Here is a 17,665-nt window from a genome sequence, read left to right on the forward strand (position 1 = left end):
AATGTATTTAGTGAATGGTAAGGTTATCTCTGACTTGGAACCCGCTACCGTATTGGCGGAACTGAAAAGTAATTTAGCTGAGACGTTGGCTTGTCCCCCAAGTGTACAACAGATATTGGCGTGTGCTGAGCGCTTTGTTGATGATCTCGATACGGTTGCCGCCAGGCTTGAGCTGGATACAGCCGCCATCGCCGCGTTACGTCACTTCTGTCATCGCGACTCTTTAGAGGCAAAATTGCGGCACGAATTGGGAGAGCAACCCTTTTCTCTGCGTCGTTTTGACTATACACAACCCCGTTTTGAAACTTGGCAGCCGTTGGGATTAGTGGTGCATATTACGCCAGCCAACGCGCCTTTGCTGCCATTTATGGCCGCGTTAGAGAGCTTGTTAGTGGGTAATGTCAACTGGTTACGCCCTAGTAGCAGTGATCGCGGGCTTAATGCGCGGATACTGGCTGAATTCCTGCGTTATGACCAGAGCGGCACGTTGGCACCTTATATCTCTGTATTGCCTTTGCCGTCTGATCAATTATCAGAATTATTGTCATGTGCTGATGCCGTATCCGCCTGGGGTAGCAATAGCGCCCTGACCGCTATTCGTAGCCAATTACGGCCCGGTTGCCGTTGGATAGATTGGGGACATCGTATCAGTTTTGCTTATTTGGACCCGATGGTTGCCAGTGATGCTGATTACGATGCATTAGCTGATGATGTTTGCCGTTTTGACCAACAAGCGTGTTCCAGTCCACAGTGTTTGTTGGTAGATAGCACTGACGAGACCGTCTTACGACAGGTGGTTAGTACAGTGGCCGCCGCGCTGGAACGGCGTGCGTCAGTATGGCCAGCCTTACAGCCAGACATACAGGAAGCGGCGGAAATTAGCAGCCAGATGGCATTCTTACAGTTGGATCACACTTTTGCTGATCTCCGCGGCTCAGTAGAAAAGGGCAATGGTTGGCGAGTAGCCTGGATACAGCGTCAAGAACTTGCTCCATCACCTCTGTTCCGTACTTTACAAGTCCGTCCGGCACCACGTGCACAATTGGTCGAGATTTTGTTGCCGTGGCGCACCTATTTGCAAAGTTGTGCTTTGATAGCTAAAGAAAAAGAGCTGCCGGTGTTGAGTCGTCAGCTGTTAGCCGCCGGTGTTAGCCGGATATGTCAGGCAGGTACGATGCATGATGGCTATGAGGGTGAACCCCATGATGGTGTTTATGCATTGACTCGGTTGGCGCGACGTGTCTCCATCAGCTTAAAACCTGAGCAACTACCGGGCCATGTCGCATTAGATAAATGGTCGGCCAATCCGCCGGAACTGGCAGGGATTCCAGTAATGGATAAAGCAAAGTTTCAGAACGGCGGCGTGACGGCAAAAGCACAGGTGTTTTTCCGTAGCGGCGGCAGTAGCGGCGAGCCAAAGCTGGCGGGTTTCAGCCATCGAGATTATCACCGTCAAATGCAAGCCGCGGCGGATGGTTTGTTCGCTGCTGGTCTGGACCCATCCCAAGACCGGGTAATGAATCTGTTTTATGGCAGTAACTTGTATGGCGGTTTGATGAGTTTCTTCACTGTGCTGGATAAATTATCCGTGCCACATTATCCGATGGGCGGCCCGATAGATGATGATTTTAGCCAAATCAGGCACTTTATTGTCACTCAGGGAATCAATACGCTGGCGGGAATGTCAAGCACGATACACCGATTGTTTGAATGTGAAGAGGCTGCGTTGCGCGCCTATGGTGGGATACGCAAAATTTTTACTGGCGGTGAGCATATTGGCGAAGAGCGGTGTCGGTTTCTGTCCAGTTTTGGTGTACAGATAATTCGCTCGGCGATTTACGGTTCCGTGGATGCCGGTCCGTTAGGTCATGCTTGTGCTTGTTGCCAAGAGGGAGAGTTCCATCTGTTATCTGATATTCAATGGCTGGAAATCTTGGCTCTTGATAGTGATCAGCCTGTTCCGACAGGGGAAAGCGGTCGATTGGTGTTTACCTCTTTGGCAAGGGAAGGGCAGGTGGTCCAGCGTTATGATGTAGGTGACTTAGGTTATTGGCTGCCTGATCTCTGCGACTGCGGATTACCAACGCCGCGGTTTAAACTGGGAGGCCGTCATGGCGTGTTGATAAGGGTGGGTTCTATTTTTCTGAACCCAACCGAATTATCAGCCGGGCTGCCGTTTCCGGTGCAGTGGTTGGTAGGGAACAACTCCAGTGGTTGTGATTATATCCATATATTAGCCGACGGGGATGCTGAGCAGGTACGTATGCATTTGTTGCAACATAGGATGCTGAATCAGGTTGTCAGTGGTGGATTGCTGCAATTGGAAGTTATCCCGACACCTGTTGGACAGTTCCATCGTCACCCGCAAAGCGGCAAAACGCCGCTGGTGCTGGATAGCCGATTCCGAGACCAATAATACGACTTTTTGGGTAAATCATGACACTATCATTACACGATCTGGTTGAATACGCCCGCAATCATGCGCCTTTTTTTAAAGATCTTTATCGTGATCTGCCTCGATCCGGTTGGGCGCTAACTGATCTGCCATTGATCAATCCTGATGACTATTGGCAGCAATCGCAATCGCTGGAAAACTGGCCGGTATTAACCGGTCCTGTTAACGGCGGTCATGTTTTTAAAACTGGTGGTTCTACCAGTGATGGTCGATTGTCGGTATTCAGTTGTAGCGAATGGCGTGCTTTTGTACGCGCATTTGGTCAAGGGCTTGCGCAGCAATTACAGCCCGGTGACCGCGTTGCTAATCTGTTTGTGGCTGGTGATTTGTATACCAGTTTATTGTTTATTCACGGTGCCTTGTCCTATTCACCAGTGCCGGTAGTGGAGTATCCGTTTACCTGGTCAGTTGATGATCGGGCGCTGGCCGATGCGATTGTCAGCTTGGGGATTAATGTTCTGGCTGGGGTGACGGCACAGCTATTACGTTTTGCCAGTACCTTGCAGCAGTGCGGCCAGTTTATGCCCGGCATTGATCGTCTGTTGTATGGCGGAGAGAGCCTGTTTCCAGAGCAATTGACACTATTGAGTCAGGTATTTCCTAATGCGCGTATTGGTTCAGTTGGTTGTGCCAGCGTTGATGCGGGTCTCATTGGCGCTGCGTCTCCCGATTGTTGCTACGGTGAACATCGGGTTTTTGATACGGATACTATTGTTGAAATTATTGACGAATCCAATGGTCAGCCGATTACGATGCCCGGCCAAAATGGCCTATTGGTTGTGACCAACTTGCAACGGCGTCTGATGCCGGTTATCCGCTATCCTACCGGTGACATGGCCTGTTGGTGTGAAGCGCCAGGGCAGCCGCGTCGCAAATTCGCTTTGCAGGGGCGAGCGGGCAGCGCTCACCGAGTGCGAGTTTTTTCACTGTCCATTTTTCCTGACCATATTGCGCGTTTACTGCAACAGCAAGAGGGCATACTGGCTTGGCAGTTATTGCTGAGCCGTCAAGGTGGCATGGATAAGATAGAACTCTTGTTAGCGGGCGATTCATCACTGGCGTCATCGACAACATCAGTGCATCAGGCATTGTTGGCGGCACAACCCGCTATGGCAAAGTTATGTGATCAGGGATTTTTGCATGTGGAAGTCACTTACTGCACTTTGGAAAATATGGTTACTCATCCACGTTCCGGTAAATTGATGCGGGTGGTTGATCATCGCGGTTATGGTGCCGAAGAGAAGGCAGCATGAGCATGAATCCAGGAATACCATTAGTTCGATTATTCCGGGAAGAGGATTCTACCGGTATTAGTGCGTTATTTCGGGTTGTTTACGGCGAAGATTATGTTTACCCGGAAGTCTATTTACCTACCATGCTTGGCCGCTATAACGCGGCAAAACAGTGGTATTCCGCTGTTGCGGTACAGGATGGACACGTGTTGGGGCATGCGGCACTGTGGCGGGATGAACACTGTTCATTAAGCGCTGAACTGGCGTTGATCGCAGTACATCCACAAGCGCGTGGGCAGGGTATCGCTACCGCGCTAGGGCGATATTTGTGTGATCAGGCCAAGAAAATAGGGTTAAGCATCCTCACGATTAAACAGGTGTCGTCGCATAACCATAGTCAGCGTCTGGCCCAAAATCTGGGGTTTCACACCACGGGGTTACTGCCGGACTATGTAACATCACCGTTTGATCAGGCGCGCCCGGAAAGCATAGTACTGGGTTGTTTACCTTTACAAAGCTGGCCATTTCCAGAGGTACACTGGCCCTCCGGTTGGCAAAGGTGGTTGACATCGGTGACTCAAGTGTTTGGTCAAGAGCCTCTGCAACCGGAGGCGTTGGCTGATTCGGATATCCGTATAACCAATCATGGATGTCGGTTGGAAGTGTGGATAGAAAAGCAGACAACCGAGCGGGTAAAAGAGGTGGCGGAGTTACCGGCACACAAGCTGATATATGTGAGATTGCCGGTAGGGGAAGGGACGCTCCAGGCAATGGAAATTTTGCAGCAAGCAGGATTTGCCTGTACCGGGTTTGTGCCCGGGCATCATCACCATTGGGAAGCTTTGCTGGTTCGGGGACATAGTAGGAAAGAGTTAGCCTTAAATTGTCAGTTTGCTCGTCGTTTGCACCAGCAAAGCATGTTTGCTTGTGCAAGCGCATAGCCTTCCTGCAAGTGTCAGAGGTAATCTGGTAAAGCCCGTCAAAGTTTGAATAGTTTTGCAGATTATTGACAAAGTGTTGGTCTTTTGGTCAGCACTTTGAACGGATAGTGGTTAATAATCTGCTCGTGATTTGAAAAAATCTGTTGTGTACTTCTGCCAACTCGTCGCCGCTGCTTGAATTTATTCATGAAACGAAATTTTGTTTAAATATTGTATCAATATTGTTAAAAAACATGGTGAATTACAAGCATTGATCGACATTATTTCTCTAATTTTCAGAATATTCCTATATATTTCTAAGTGAAATTCATTGCATCATTGTTCATTTATTAATCCATAAGTGGCAAAAGCATGGTGATGATTTCAGTTAGATTCACTCTTCATGTTGTAAATCATTGGAGAAGTGAATAAATGGCAATAGGGTATTTCCTGCTCGTTGGTGATAAAACAACCTGTGGTGGTCAGATTATTACCGGTGACCACACCATGACATTTAATGGGCGAGCGACCGCTCGTGAAGGGGATAAGGTTACCTGTGGCAAACATCCCGGTACTTACATCATTGCCGGTGGTGTATCCGATGTGTTTGACATGGGGCGCAAGCTGGCTGGCACATTGGATAGTGTGAGTACTTGCCCCTGTCGCGCTCGGTTTATCAATTCGGAGATGGACAGCTATGAGAAGCAAGATAAGACTGCTGACCGGGTTGTCGCTCCCACGAATATGGCGCAACAGCATTTCTCTTCTCCGGTAAAGGATGTGGGAAGCCCGCCTGCAACACAGGCACCTCCGCCGCCGATACCGGTGTTTACGAAGTCCTGCCAGCGGGGTAAAGGGTGTACTGACGCTGGAACTGAGCCTGAATCGGCAAATAACTTTGGCAGAATGGCGATATATCAGGTGCCGTCATCTCCTGCGCCAGCCACGGCACAAAAGCCTGAACCGCCTCCGCAAGGTGAGAAACAGCCGCCAGAACCGGATAAGCCGCGGGATAAAAAATTACCGTGGTATAAGCGGTGGTTTCGTAGTGGAAAAGATAATGCCGAAGCGGCTGCTACCGCCGTGGCCGCCACTGCCCGCAGCGCGGTAGCGGAAGGGGAAACGCTGGTAATGCGTTACATTGGTGGCGGCGCTATCAGTGCTGGACGTTGGCTGGCGGCACCGAATCCGGTAACGGTTGGATTAATGGGGCTGTTTTATTCACCGTCGTTGAATCAGGGGGAGGAGGATTACTTAGATCCGTATCGCCTGAGACAGATAGCGGAACAGTATGGAAAAGCACCAACTCGTGTACGTTTTCGCTGGATCAGAGATGAAAAAAGCGGCAGGATGACGGTTCAGGGGTATCACGTCAGCCCGGAAGGCGGTTTGGATAAAGTGCCGGTTCGCATGATGACGCTGAATCGGACCACCGGTAATTACGAGTTCTGGGAACCGGGAGAAACCCGGCCGACGATTTTATGGACGCCGAATGAACAGGAATTCAAGGCTCCAGCCCATACCGGGAATGAAGAACAGCCGTTTATTCCGTCGCAAATAACCGTGTTGCCGATCCCGGATAAAGTGGGCAGCGATATTGAATCGTTGCCAATGCCGGAAGAGAAGGATTTCCGCGATTATATTCTGGTATTCCCCATTCCGAATATGCCGCCGGTGTATGTGTATCTGAGTAAACCGCCGGTGAAACCGCTGGAAGTGGGAGAATATCGTGATCTGGCTGGACGCAGCTATAAGGATGGGATGGATATTGATCATATTCCGTCTAAGACGGCATTAGAACAATATTTGCTTAAAAAATATCAAGGTAAAATTGTTGAGAAAAAGATCAAAGCTATCTTAGATAAAGGAGTAGCTATAGCTATTCCGAAACGAATCCACCAAAAATACAGCGAAACCTATGGTGGGCGGAATACTCCAGAGAAAAAGATAAAAGATGCGATGGATCTGAAAGCTGCTGTAGACAGTAATTTTGACGCCCAGATTCCAGGCTTACGGGAAGAGGGTTATACAGATGAGCAACTGAATAAGGCACACGAAGAGTTACATCGTCTTAACAAAATGCAAGGGTGGTATGAATAATGACGGATATTATTGCAATTATTAATAGTTTGGGGAAAACCGCAGATATGTTAGTTGAAAATAAACTTATTCCAGCGGGAAAGTTTGAGTTTACTTTCGAAGGCTCTTCCAGATTTAGTGTTGAACCAGAGGCGGGTCTTACTTTAGTTTTCGATGCTATATCAAAAGTGTTGATTTCTGTTCAATTCACATTAATCAACACTTTTGATGATACTGGTACATATAGTGGTGATATGCCTGCTCCATTCCTTCACCAAATGGATAAGGTTACAGTCAGAGCATTTATGGGAGAACCCGATTCCAGTAGTGGACCGGAGAAAATTCCGGTAATTGGCTTAATAGGCGGATTTGATGCCTATACTCGTAAACTAAATGATCAGTATCCAAATACAGAAATTCGCTTCCTTTATCAAACTGATCTTCGTGTGGATGCACTGTTATTTGAACAGTCGGTAAATAATGATTGATGTTCTTGCAATCATAAATAGTTTAGGACAGACAACCGATATGTTGGTTGAAAAACAATTTATCCCAGATAATAGATCATGAGTATGAATAATGACAGTCAACATAGATGCACTCATAAATAGCTTAGGAAAATCTTATCAGGAAATTTTTGATGACGGGCTAATTCCTTATAGAAGTAAACCAAGCGGTCCCCTTGGGGTACTTAGTATTGGCACTGATATGGTGAAAGAGGGGATTTTTTTATCGTTTGAACAGAGTAGTAAAATATTAAACGAAATTACTTTAAGGTTGCTTAGGGACGATAAAGCTTCATTTATATTCCCAAATGAATTGCCATCACCATTGAAGCACTCTATGGATAGGGTATGGGTTAAAGAAAATTTAGGTGATCCGATTAAGTCAATACCACCAAGGCAAATTTTAAGAAACCAATTTGGTTAGAAAGATTTATATCGTTTCACAGACGAAATCAGTATGCAGATTTCTTATGACATGATGGAACGAGTAAAATCGGTAACGTTTTTACCTACCTCAGAAGTGCGTTGGTAATCAACAATAGATGGGAGATTATTTTTAAAGGCCAGTTCATTTGCGGGTAGTTTGAAAAATAAAGTCGTAGATGAATTGGCTGAATCAAGAATAGAGGTTATATGAATAATGACTATCAACGTTGAAGCGTTAATTAATAGCTTGGGGAAAACCTATCAGGAAATTTTTGATGAAGGGCTAATCCCTTATAAAACCAAACCAACAGGATACCCTGGAGATCCAGATATTACTCTGAATATGGCTAAAGAGGGTATGCATTTAGCGTTTAAAAGAGATGGTAAGATTTTATTTGCTGTAGAGCTTTTTCTGCTTGATCAGAAGAGACCTTTATACCAATTCCCTAATGAATTACCTTCTCCCTTGAAGCCTTTAATGACTAGGGGATGGGTTCATGAGCAGTTTGGTAAGCCAGAAAAGGCTCTTCCGCCGAGAAAATTTCTCAAGAAAGATGTTGGTTGGACGGAACTGTATACGCTACTGGATTTTCGGATACCAACCAGTATGCAGATTGATTACGATCTATTGGAACAAGTGGAGTCAATTGCGTTCTTATCCACATCAGAATTACGTTGGTAATCAACAATAGGGTGGGCGGTTATTTTTAAAAGCTAATTCATTTTTGAATGGTTTGAAAAGTTAAATCTCCAATGAATTAGCTGAACCAATAACAGAGGTTATATAAGTAATGACTATCAACGTTGAAGCTCTAATTAATCGTTTAGGTAAAACTTATCAGGAAATTTTTAATGAGGGACTAATTCCTTATAAAACTAAGCCATCAGGTTTCTCTGGTTGTGAAGTGGTATCCTTGGATATGGTAAGAGAAGGTGCTTTTTTGTCTTTTTATAGAAAAGATAGAAAATTAAAGGAGATTACATTAACTTTAATTAACAATAAACCTGCTTATTTATTCCCTAGTGAGTTGCCATCACCATTAATTCCTAAAATGTCACGTAAATGGATTCATGAACAGTTTGGTGAGCCTGAGAAATCTCATCCTCCCGAGATGGTTATGAAGCGCCAGTTTGGTTGGACAGAATTATATACATTACTTGATTTTCGTATTCCTACAAGTATGCAGATTTCTTATGATCTTACTGAACAGGTTGAATCTTTGACTTTCTTACCCACTTCAGAAGTTCGTTGGTAATCAACATGTAGATGAGAGGCTCTTTCTGAAAGCCAATTCATTTTCGGGTAGTTTGAAAAATAAAGTCGTAGGTGAATTGGCTAAATCAAGAGTGGAGGTGATATAAATAATGACTATCAACGTTGAAGCCCTAATTAATAGTTTGGGGAAAACCTATCAGGAAATCTTCGATGAAGGGCTAATTCCTTATAGAAGTAAGCCAAGCGGTCCCCTTGGGGTACTTAATATTGGTATTGATATGGTAAAAGAGGGAGTTTTTTTATCGTTTGAACGGAGTAGTAAAACATTAAACGAAATTACTTTAAGGTTGCTTAGGGACGATAAAGCTTCATTTATATTCCCAAATGAATTGCCATCACCATTGAAGCATTCTATGGATAGGGAATGGATTAAAAAAAACTTAGGTAGTCCGATTAAATCAATACCGCCAAGGCAAATTTTGAAAAGGCAGTTTGGTTGGAAAGATTTATATCGTTTTACAGACGAAATCAGTATGCAGATCTCTTATGATTTACGTGAGCAGGTTAACTCAGTGACTTTTTTACCTACCTCAGAAGTACGTTGGTAATTAATGTAATTAATAAAGAGACTTTATATTTAGAGCTTTAGCTATTCGGATATGCGGAATTTGATTTAATTCACTTCTCATTACCTTTCAATAAACTGTATTGTTAATAAAATAATAAAAATAGACCAAGAATATCCATTGTATTGATTATTTTGTAAATAAATCATAAATATAAGTAAATGTTTATTATAAGTAATTATATAAAGGTAAAGTTATTTTATTGTCTGTATTTTGTTTTTTAATGTAAGCAAGTTTTGTGATTTATTATATTTTTCATCACACATCATCACTGTGTATGGCGTCTTTGGAAGGTCGGGCTAACTGATGTTCTAAAGGCGTGTGTTTGTTCTGGTGCCTTTCTTACACATAACGATGGTGATTATTTTTTTGCGCGAAAAAACCTGTTTCTCATAATAAACCTCAATTCAGGAGTCCGTATGAATCAACTCGCCAGTCCCCTGATTTCCCGCACCGAAGAGATCCACAACTTGCCCGGTAAATTGACCGATCTTGGTTATACCTCAGTGTTTGATGTGGTACGTATGCCACGTGAGCGTTTTATTCGTGAGCATCGTGCTGATCTGGGGCGCAGTGCTGAAAAAATGTATGACCTGGCGGTGGGCTATGCTCATCAGGTATTACACCATTTTCGCCGTAATTCTCTTAGTGAAGCGGTTCAGTTTAGCTTGAGAAGCCCGTTCTCTGTGTCAGGTCCCGATTACGCCAATCAGTTTCTTGATGCAGACACTGGCTGGAAAGATAAAGCACCTAGTGGATCACCAGAAGCCAACGATGCGCCGGTAGCTTATCTGACTCATATTTATCAATTGGCCCTTGATCAGGAAAAGAGTGGTGCTAGTGCCATTATGAATACGCTGGTGGAGCGCCGACCTGATATCGGGGCTTTGTTGATTAATGATAAAGCGATCAATGAGGTGATACCGCAATTACAGTTGGTCAATGAAATTCTGTCCAAAGCCATTCAGAAGAAACTGAGTTTGGCTGATCTGGAAGCGGTAAACGCCAAACTCTCCACCACCCGTTACCCGAATAATTTGCCATATCATTATGGTCACCAGCAGATTCAGACGGCTCAGTCGGTATTAGGTACCACGTTGCAAGATATCACTTTGCCACAGACGCTGGATCTGCCGCAAAACTTCTGGGCAACAGCAGCAGGAAAACTGAGCGACGCGACTGCCGGTGCTTTGACTCGACTGCAAATCATGGCGAGTCAGTTTTCGCCAGAGCAGCAAAAAATCATGGTGGAAACCGTCGGTCAGGATTTCTATCAGCTAAATTATGGTGACAGTTTGCTGACGGTGAACAGTTTCAGCGACATGACCATACTGACTGATCGAACAAGTTTGACTGTACCCCAGGTAGAACTGATGTTGTGTTCAACGGTTGGGGGTTCTACGGTGGTTAAGTCTGATAATGTGAGTTCTAGTGACACGACAGCGACGCCATTTGCTTACGGCGCTCGCTTTATTCATGCCGGTAAACCGGAGGCGATTACCCTGAGTCGCAGTGGAAAAGAGGCTCATTATGCTCTGACAGTTAACAATCTGACCGATGACAAGTTAGACCGTATTAACCGCATTGTGCGCCTGCAAAAATGGCTGAATCTGCCCTATGAGGATATTGACCTGTTGGTGACTTCTGCTATGGATGCGGAAGCAGGAAATACTGCTCTGTCGATGAACGACAATACGTTGCGTATGTTGGGCGTGTTCAAACATTATCAAGCGAAGTACGGTGTTAGCGCCAAACAATTTGCTGGCTGGCTGCGCGTGGTAACCCCGTTTGCCATTACACCGGCAACGCCGTTTTTAGACCAAGTGTTTAACTCCGTCGGCACTTTTGATACACCGTTTGTGATAGATAATCAGGATTTTGTCTATACATTAACCACCGGGGGAGATGGGGCGCGTGTTAAGCATATCAGTACGGCACTGGGCCTCAATCATCGTCAGTTCCTGTTATTGGCGGATAATATTGCCCGTCAACAGGGAAATGTCACACAAAGTACACTCAACTGTAATCTGTTTGTGGTGTCAGCTTTCTACCGTCTGGCTAATTTGGCGCGCACATTGAAAATAAGCCCAGAAGCTTTCTGTGCTTTGGCTGATCGATTAGATGCAGGTACAGGCATCGTCTGGCAGCAATTGGCAGGAAAACCGACAATCACGGTACCGCAAAAAGATTCCCCGCTGGTGGCGGATATTCTGAGTTTGCTGCAAGCGCTAAGTGCGATTGCGCAATGGCAACAACAGCACGATTTACCCGTTGAAACCTTACTTTTACTGTTGAGTAGTGGTTCTACCTTCACCGCTCAAGGCACTGACGATCAATTGAATTTTATCCGTCAGGTGTGGCAGAACTTGGGCAGTGCATTGGTGGATGCAACATTATTATCCCGTAGTGGTGCGCCATTAGTTGATACCAACGGTCACGCTATTGACTGGTTTGCTCTGCTCTCGGCAGGTAATAGCCCGCTTATCGATAAGGTTGGTCTGGTGACCGATGCTGGCATAGAAAGTGTTATAGCAACGGTGGTCAATACACAAAGCTTATCTGATGAAGATAAGAAGCGGGCAATCACTACTCTGACGAATACGCTGAATCAAGCGCAGCAAACTCAGCAAGGTGTGGCCGTCAGTCTGTTGGCGCAAACTTTGAATGTGAGTCAGTCACTGCCTGCGTTGTTGTTACGCTGGAGTGGGCAAACAACCTATCAGTGGCTGAGTGCGACTTGGGCATTGAAGGATACTGTTAAGACTGCGGCTGATATTCCCGCTGACTATTTGCGTCAATTACGTGAAGTGGTACGCCGTTCCTTGTTAACCCAACAATTCACATTGAGTCCAGTGATGGTGCAAACCTTGTTGGACTATCCAGCCTATTTTGGCGCTTCCGTAGAAGTAGTGACTGATATCAGTTTGTGGATGCTCTATACCTTAAGCCGTTACAGCGATCTACTGCTCCAGGTGGGTAAAGCCGGTGGTGGATCGGAGGATGATGTACTGGCCTACTTACGCACAGCTAATACTGCTGCATCGTTGAGTCAGGCGGATGCTGCTCAAACTTTGGCAACACTATTGGGCTGGGAAGCTAACGAGTTGCAAGCCGCTTGGGCAGTATTGGGTGGAATTGCCAAAACTACACCGCAACTGGATACGCTGCTGCGTCTGCAACAGGCACAGAGCCAGACTGGCCTTGGCGTTACACAGCAACAGCAAGGCTACGCTCTGAGCCGTGATAATGATTATCCCCTTTGGCAAAGCACCGGTCAGGCGCTGGTGGCTGGCGTATCCCATGTCAAGGGTAGTCACTGAGCATAGCAGAAGCTCACTATCTGAGTGGATTTGATTTTTCCGTATGGCCCAATGAGGCTATTTCTAAACCGCCATTTAAGTAAGGCAGGTGTAATTATGTTATCGACAATGGAAAAGCAACTGAATGAATCCCAGCGTGATGCGTTGGTGACCGGCTATATGAATTTTGTGGCACCAACACTGAAAGGCGTCAGTGGTCAGCCGGTGACAGTGGAAGATTTGTACGAATATTTGCTGATTGACCCGGAAGTGGCCGATGAAGTTGAGACCAGTCGAGTCGCTCAAGCGATTGCTAGCGTACAGCAATATATGACTCGTCTGGTTAACGGCTCTGAACCGGGGCGTCAAGCGATGGAGCCTTCTACCGCTAACGAATGGCGTGACAATGATAGCCAATATGCTATTTGGGCTGCGGGGGCAGAGGTTCGAAATTACGCCGAAAACTACATTTCCCCCATCACCCGGCAGGAAAAAAGCCATTATTTCTCAGAGCTGGAGACCACGTTAAACCAGAACCGGCTCGATCCGGATCGGGTTCAGGACGCGGTTCTGGGGTATCTCAATGAGTTTGAGGCAGTGAGTAATCTGTATGTGCTCAGTGGTTATATTAATCAGGATAAATTTGACCAAGCCATCTATTACTTTATTGGTCGTACTACTACTAAACCATATCGCTACTACTGGCGTCAGATGGATTTGAGTAAAAACCGTCAAGATCCGGCGGGAAATCCAGTGACGCCGAATTGTTGGAATGATTGGCAGGAAATTACTTTGCCGCTGTCTGGTGATACGGTATTGGAGCACACAGTACGTCCGGTGTTTTATAACGATCGACTATATGTGGCTTGGGTTGAAAGAGATCCGGCAGTACAAAAGGGGGCTGACGGCAAAGATATCGGTAAGACCCATGCCTACAGCATAAAGTTTGGTTATAAACGCTATGATGATACTTGGACAGCGCCGAATACTACCACGCTGATGACGCGACAAAAAAAAGATAAAGATGGTGATCAGGATATATCACGCAGTAGTTTGTTGATTGATGAAAATGACATTGCACTACGAGATGTGAATTTGCTGGCTACCACTGATTTTAGTATTGACCCGACGGAGGAAACGGACAGTAACCCGTATGGCCGCTTGATGTTGGGAGTGTTTGTACGCAATTTTACGGGAAACCCATATCAGAATCGCCCTACTATGTATGGCTACTTGTATTGTGATTCAGCCTTTAATCGCCATATTCTCAAGCCGTTAAGTAAGAACTTTTTGTTCAGCACTTACCGTGATGAAACAAATGATCAGAACTGTCTACAATTTGCGGTATACGATAAAAAATATGTGATTACTAAGGTTATTGCAGGTTCAACAGAAGATCCTGAAAATACGGGTTGGGTAGGTAAAGTTGATGACTTGAAACAGGGTACTACCGGGGCTTATGTATATATCGACCAAGATGGTCTGACACTTCATATCCAAACCACAACCAATGGGGATTTTGTTAATCGTCATACATTTGGAGATGATGATCAGGAGAGAAATTCTGGGACTGGTTATGGACTAACGTATCAAACGGCATCTGGAGGCCATTTTTATATCAATTACCATGATGGAGATTATTATACCTTTGAAAATGCGGAGCTTCATTACAATCCGGATTGGTTTGGTAAAACTGGGGATTTGTCAGCGGGGACGTATTGGTGGTGTGCTCCTGTCAATGATTCTTGGAGTTCATATGCTATCTCTTGGGATGATAATCGTAAATATATTACTACAGATGGTAGTTATAATATCGCTTGGAAGGGGGAAACTCCTCAAAGTTGGGAACTCATTATTCCCGATGGGACGCGCCTTTCTGATGGTTTTGATGTAACTAATTATGCCATTAGATCTGATAAGCTTATACCATTATTCTATTCGAATGGGGCTTATTTTACGCTATCTTATGTCAAAAACTTCAGTAAGATCGCCGATAACCGCAAATTCTATCAGGAAATCAATGTTGATACTGCGGATAACCGTAACCTATTCAGACATTATGGTAGCCAAACTTTCGAACTTGCCAGCGGTGCGACCTATTCTACAACCTATACTTTATCCGAAGCGGATTTTTCCACTGATCCGGATAAAAACTACCTACAGGTTTGTTTGAATGTTGTGTGGGATCATTATGACCGGCCATCAGGAAAAAAAGGAGCTTATTCTTGGGTTAGTAAGTGGTTCAATGTCTATGTCGCGTTGCAGGATAGTAAGGCTCCGGATGCCATTCCTCGATTGATTTCCCGTTACGATAGCAAGCGTGGTCTGGTGCAATATTTAGACTTCTGGACCTCATCATTACCTGCGAAAACCCGTCTTAACACCACCTTTGTACGTACCTTAATTGAGAAAGCCAATTTGGGGCTGGATAGTTTGCTGGATTACACCTTGCAGGCAGATCCTTCGCTGGAGGCCGATCTGGTCACTGATGGCAAGAGTGAACCAATGGACTTTAATGGCTCAAATGGTCTCTATTTCTGGGAATTATTCTTTCACCTGCCGTTTCTGGTTGCTACACGTTTTGCCAGCGAACAGCAATTTTCGCCGGCACAAAAAAGTTTGCATTACATCTTTGACCCGGCGATGAAAAACAAACCACACAGTGCTCCAGCTTACTGGAATGTACGTCCGTTGGTTCCATTGGTTAAAGTAAACAGCGAGTTGTCACGTCATTTGGACGATCCAATTGATCCCGATACTCAGGCTTATGCCAATCCGGTGATATACCAGAAAGCGGTGTTTATCGCCTATGTCAGCAACCTGATTGCTCAGGGCGATATGTGGTATCGCCAGTTGACCCGTGATGGTCTGACTCAGGCCCGTGTCTATTACAATCTGGCCGCTGAATTGTTAGGGCCTCGGCCGGATGTGTCGCTGAGCAGCACCTGGACACCGCAAACCCTCGATACCTTGGCTGCCGGGCAAAAAACAGCGTTACGTGATTTTGAGCACCAATTGGCTAACAGTAATACTGCGTTACCCGCATTACCGGGCAATAACATTAGCTACTTGAAACTGGCAGATAATGGCTACTTTAATGAACCGCTCAATGTCTTGATGTTGTCCCACTGGGATACGTTGGATGCACGGCTATACAATTTACGTCATAACCTGACCGTTGATGGCAAGCCGCTTTCTCTGCCGCTGTATGCTGCGCCGGCTGATCCGGTAGCATTGTTGGCTCAGCGCGCTCAGTCTGGCACTTTGGTGAATGGCGTCAGTGGCACCAGATTGACGGTGCCGCCATACCGTTTCAGTGCTATGTTGCCGCGGGCTTACAGCGCCGTGGGTACGTTGACCGGTTTTGGTCAGAACTTGCTTAGCTTGTTGGAACGTAGCGAACGGGCCGGTCAAGAAGAGTTGGCGCAACAGCAACTGTTGGATATGTCCAGCTATGCCATCACGTTGCAACAACAGGCGTTGGATGGATTGGTGGCGGATCGTCTGGCGCTGTTGGCTAGTCAGGCGACGGCGCAACAGCGTCATGACCATTATTACACCTTGTATCAAAACAATATCTCCAGTGCGGAACAACTGGTGATGGACACCCAAACGTCAGCACAATCCCTGATATCTTCCTCCACTGGCGTACAAACGGCTAGTGGCGCACTGAAAGTGCTCCCGAATATCTTTGGTTTTGCGGATGGTGGCTCGCGCTATGAAGGGGTAACGGAAGCGATTGCTATCGGATTGATGGCTGCCGGTCAAGCTACCAGCGTGGTGGCCGAGCGTCTGGCAACCACGGAGAATTACCGCCGCCGTCGTGAAGAGTGGCAAATCCAGTACCAACAGGCACAGTCTGAGGTCGATGCATTACAGAAACAGTTGGATGCGTTGGCGGTGCGCGAGAAAGCGGCTCAGACTTCCCTGCAACAGGCTAAGGCGCAGCAGGTGCAAATTCGGACCATGCTGACTTACCTAACGACTCGTTTCACCCAGGCGACTCTGTACCAGTGGCTGAGTGGTCAATTATCCGCGTTGTACTATCAGGCGTATGATGCCGTGGTTGCTCTCTGCCTCTCTGCTCAAGCTTGCTGGCAGTATGAATTGGGTGATTACGCTACCACTTTTATCCAGACCGGTACTTGGAATGACCATTATCGTGGTCTGCAAGTGGGAGAAACTCTGCAACTCAATTTGCATCAGATGGAAGCGGCCTATTTGGCTCGTCACGAACGCCGTCTTAATGTGATCCGTACTGTGTCGCTCAAAAGCCTATTGGGTGATGATGGTTTTGGTAAGTTAAAAACTGAGGGCAAAGTTGACTTTACATTAAGCGAAAAGCTGTTTGACAACGACTATCCGGGACACTATTTGCGCCAGATTAAAACTGTGTCAGTGACGTTGCCGACGTTGATCGGGCCGTATCAAAACGTGAAAGCAACGCTCACTCAGACTAGCAGCAGTACATTGTTAGCAGCAGATATCAATGGTGTTAAACGTCTCAATGATCCGACAGGTAAACAGGGTGATGCGACGCATATTGTCACTAACCTGCGGGCCAGCCAGCAGGTGGCGCTCTCTTCTGGCATTAATGATGCCGGTAGCTTTGAGCTGCGTTTGGAAGATGAGCGCTATCTATCGTTTGAGGGTACGGGTGCGGTCTCCAAATGGACGCTTACCTTCCCGCGTTCGGTGGATGAGCATATTGATGGCAACACATTGAAGGCGGATGAGATGCAGGCCGCACTGTTGGCGAATATGGATGATGTACTGGTGCAGGTGCATTATACCGCCTGCGACGGCGGTGCCAGCTTCGCAAACCAAGTCAAGAAGACACTCTTTTAAATTAACTTTTAACTAAGACTTCCCACTCTGGTTGCCAGAGTGGGAAAGGATCTGTCAT

10 protein-coding genes and 1 pseudogene are annotated in these 17,665 nt (G+C 46.1%); all 11 read left to right on the forward strand.

The window, feature by feature from the left end; genetic code table 11:
* Position 1 precedes the first annotated feature (1 nt).
* Positions 2 to 2,416, forward strand: coding sequence for an acyl-CoA reductase (locus EAE91_RS13730; protein ID WP_214088992.1), 2,415 nt, complete (start codon positions 2 to 4; stop codon positions 2,414 to 2,416).
* 20 nt (positions 2,417 to 2,436) lie between these two features.
* Positions 2,437 to 3,708 carry a phenylacetate--CoA ligase family protein gene (locus tag EAE91_RS13735; protein ID WP_214088993.1) on the forward strand — a complete coding sequence of 424 codons (1,272 nt, stop codon included), beginning with the start codon at positions 2,437 to 2,439 and terminating at the stop codon, positions 3,706 to 3,708.
* Complete coding sequence (locus EAE91_RS13740) at positions 3,705 to 4,628, forward strand: GNAT family N-acetyltransferase (RefSeq protein ID WP_214088994.1); 924 nt, start codon at positions 3,705 to 3,707, stop codon at positions 4,626 to 4,628. The genes EAE91_RS13735 and EAE91_RS13740 overlap by 4 nt, the downstream gene beginning before the upstream one ends.
* A gap of 411 nt (positions 4,629 to 5,039) precedes the next feature.
* Entirely contained in the window at positions 5,040 to 6,707 is a 1,668-nt protein-coding gene (locus EAE91_RS13745; protein ID WP_214088995.1) for an S-type pyocin domain-containing protein, read from the forward strand.
* Positions 6,707 to 7,174 (forward strand): DUF6392 family protein, encoded by a 468-nt coding sequence (locus EAE91_RS13750; RefSeq protein WP_214088996.1) that lies wholly within the window; start codon positions 6,707 to 6,709, stop codon positions 7,172 to 7,174. Before EAE91_RS13745 ends, EAE91_RS13750 begins: the two co-directional genes overlap by 1 nt.
* A 91-nt stretch (positions 7,175 to 7,265) precedes the next feature.
* Positions 7,266 to 7,724 (forward strand): annotated as a pseudogene (locus tag EAE91_RS13755) (DUF6392 family protein).
* Between the two features lie 108 nt (positions 7,725 to 7,832).
* Entirely contained in the window at positions 7,833 to 8,300 is a 468-nt protein-coding gene (locus EAE91_RS13760; RefSeq protein WP_214088997.1) for a DUF6392 family protein, read from the forward strand.
* 109 nt (positions 8,301 to 8,409) lie between these two features.
* A complete protein-coding gene (locus tag EAE91_RS13765) occupies positions 8,410 to 8,874 on the forward strand; it encodes a DUF6392 family protein (protein ID WP_214088998.1) in 465 nt (154 codons plus the stop codon).
* A 109-nt stretch (positions 8,875 to 8,983) separates the two neighbouring features.
* The gene (locus tag EAE91_RS13770; protein WP_214054841.1) at positions 8,984 to 9,442 is read left to right on the forward strand and encodes a DUF6392 family protein; all 459 of its coding nucleotides are present in this window, start codon (positions 8,984 to 8,986) and stop codon (positions 9,440 to 9,442) included.
* 437 nt (positions 9,443 to 9,879) lie between these two features.
* Positions 9,880 to 12,780 carry an insecticidal toxin complex protein TccA gene (tccA, locus tag EAE91_RS13775; protein ID WP_214088999.1) on the forward strand — a complete coding sequence of 967 codons (2,901 nt, stop codon included), beginning with the start codon at positions 9,880 to 9,882 and terminating at the stop codon, positions 12,778 to 12,780.
* Between the two features lie 96 nt (positions 12,781 to 12,876).
* Complete coding sequence (tccB, locus tag EAE91_RS13780; RefSeq protein WP_214089000.1) at positions 12,877 to 17,607, forward strand: insecticidal toxin complex protein TccB; 4,731 nt, start codon at positions 12,877 to 12,879, stop codon at positions 17,605 to 17,607.
* Positions 17,608 to 17,665: the final 58 nt, after the last annotated feature.

It is taken from the genome of Photorhabdus noenieputensis (assembly GCF_018448935.1).
Classification (GTDB): Bacteria; Pseudomonadota; Gammaproteobacteria; order Enterobacterales; family Enterobacteriaceae; genus Photorhabdus; species Photorhabdus noenieputensis.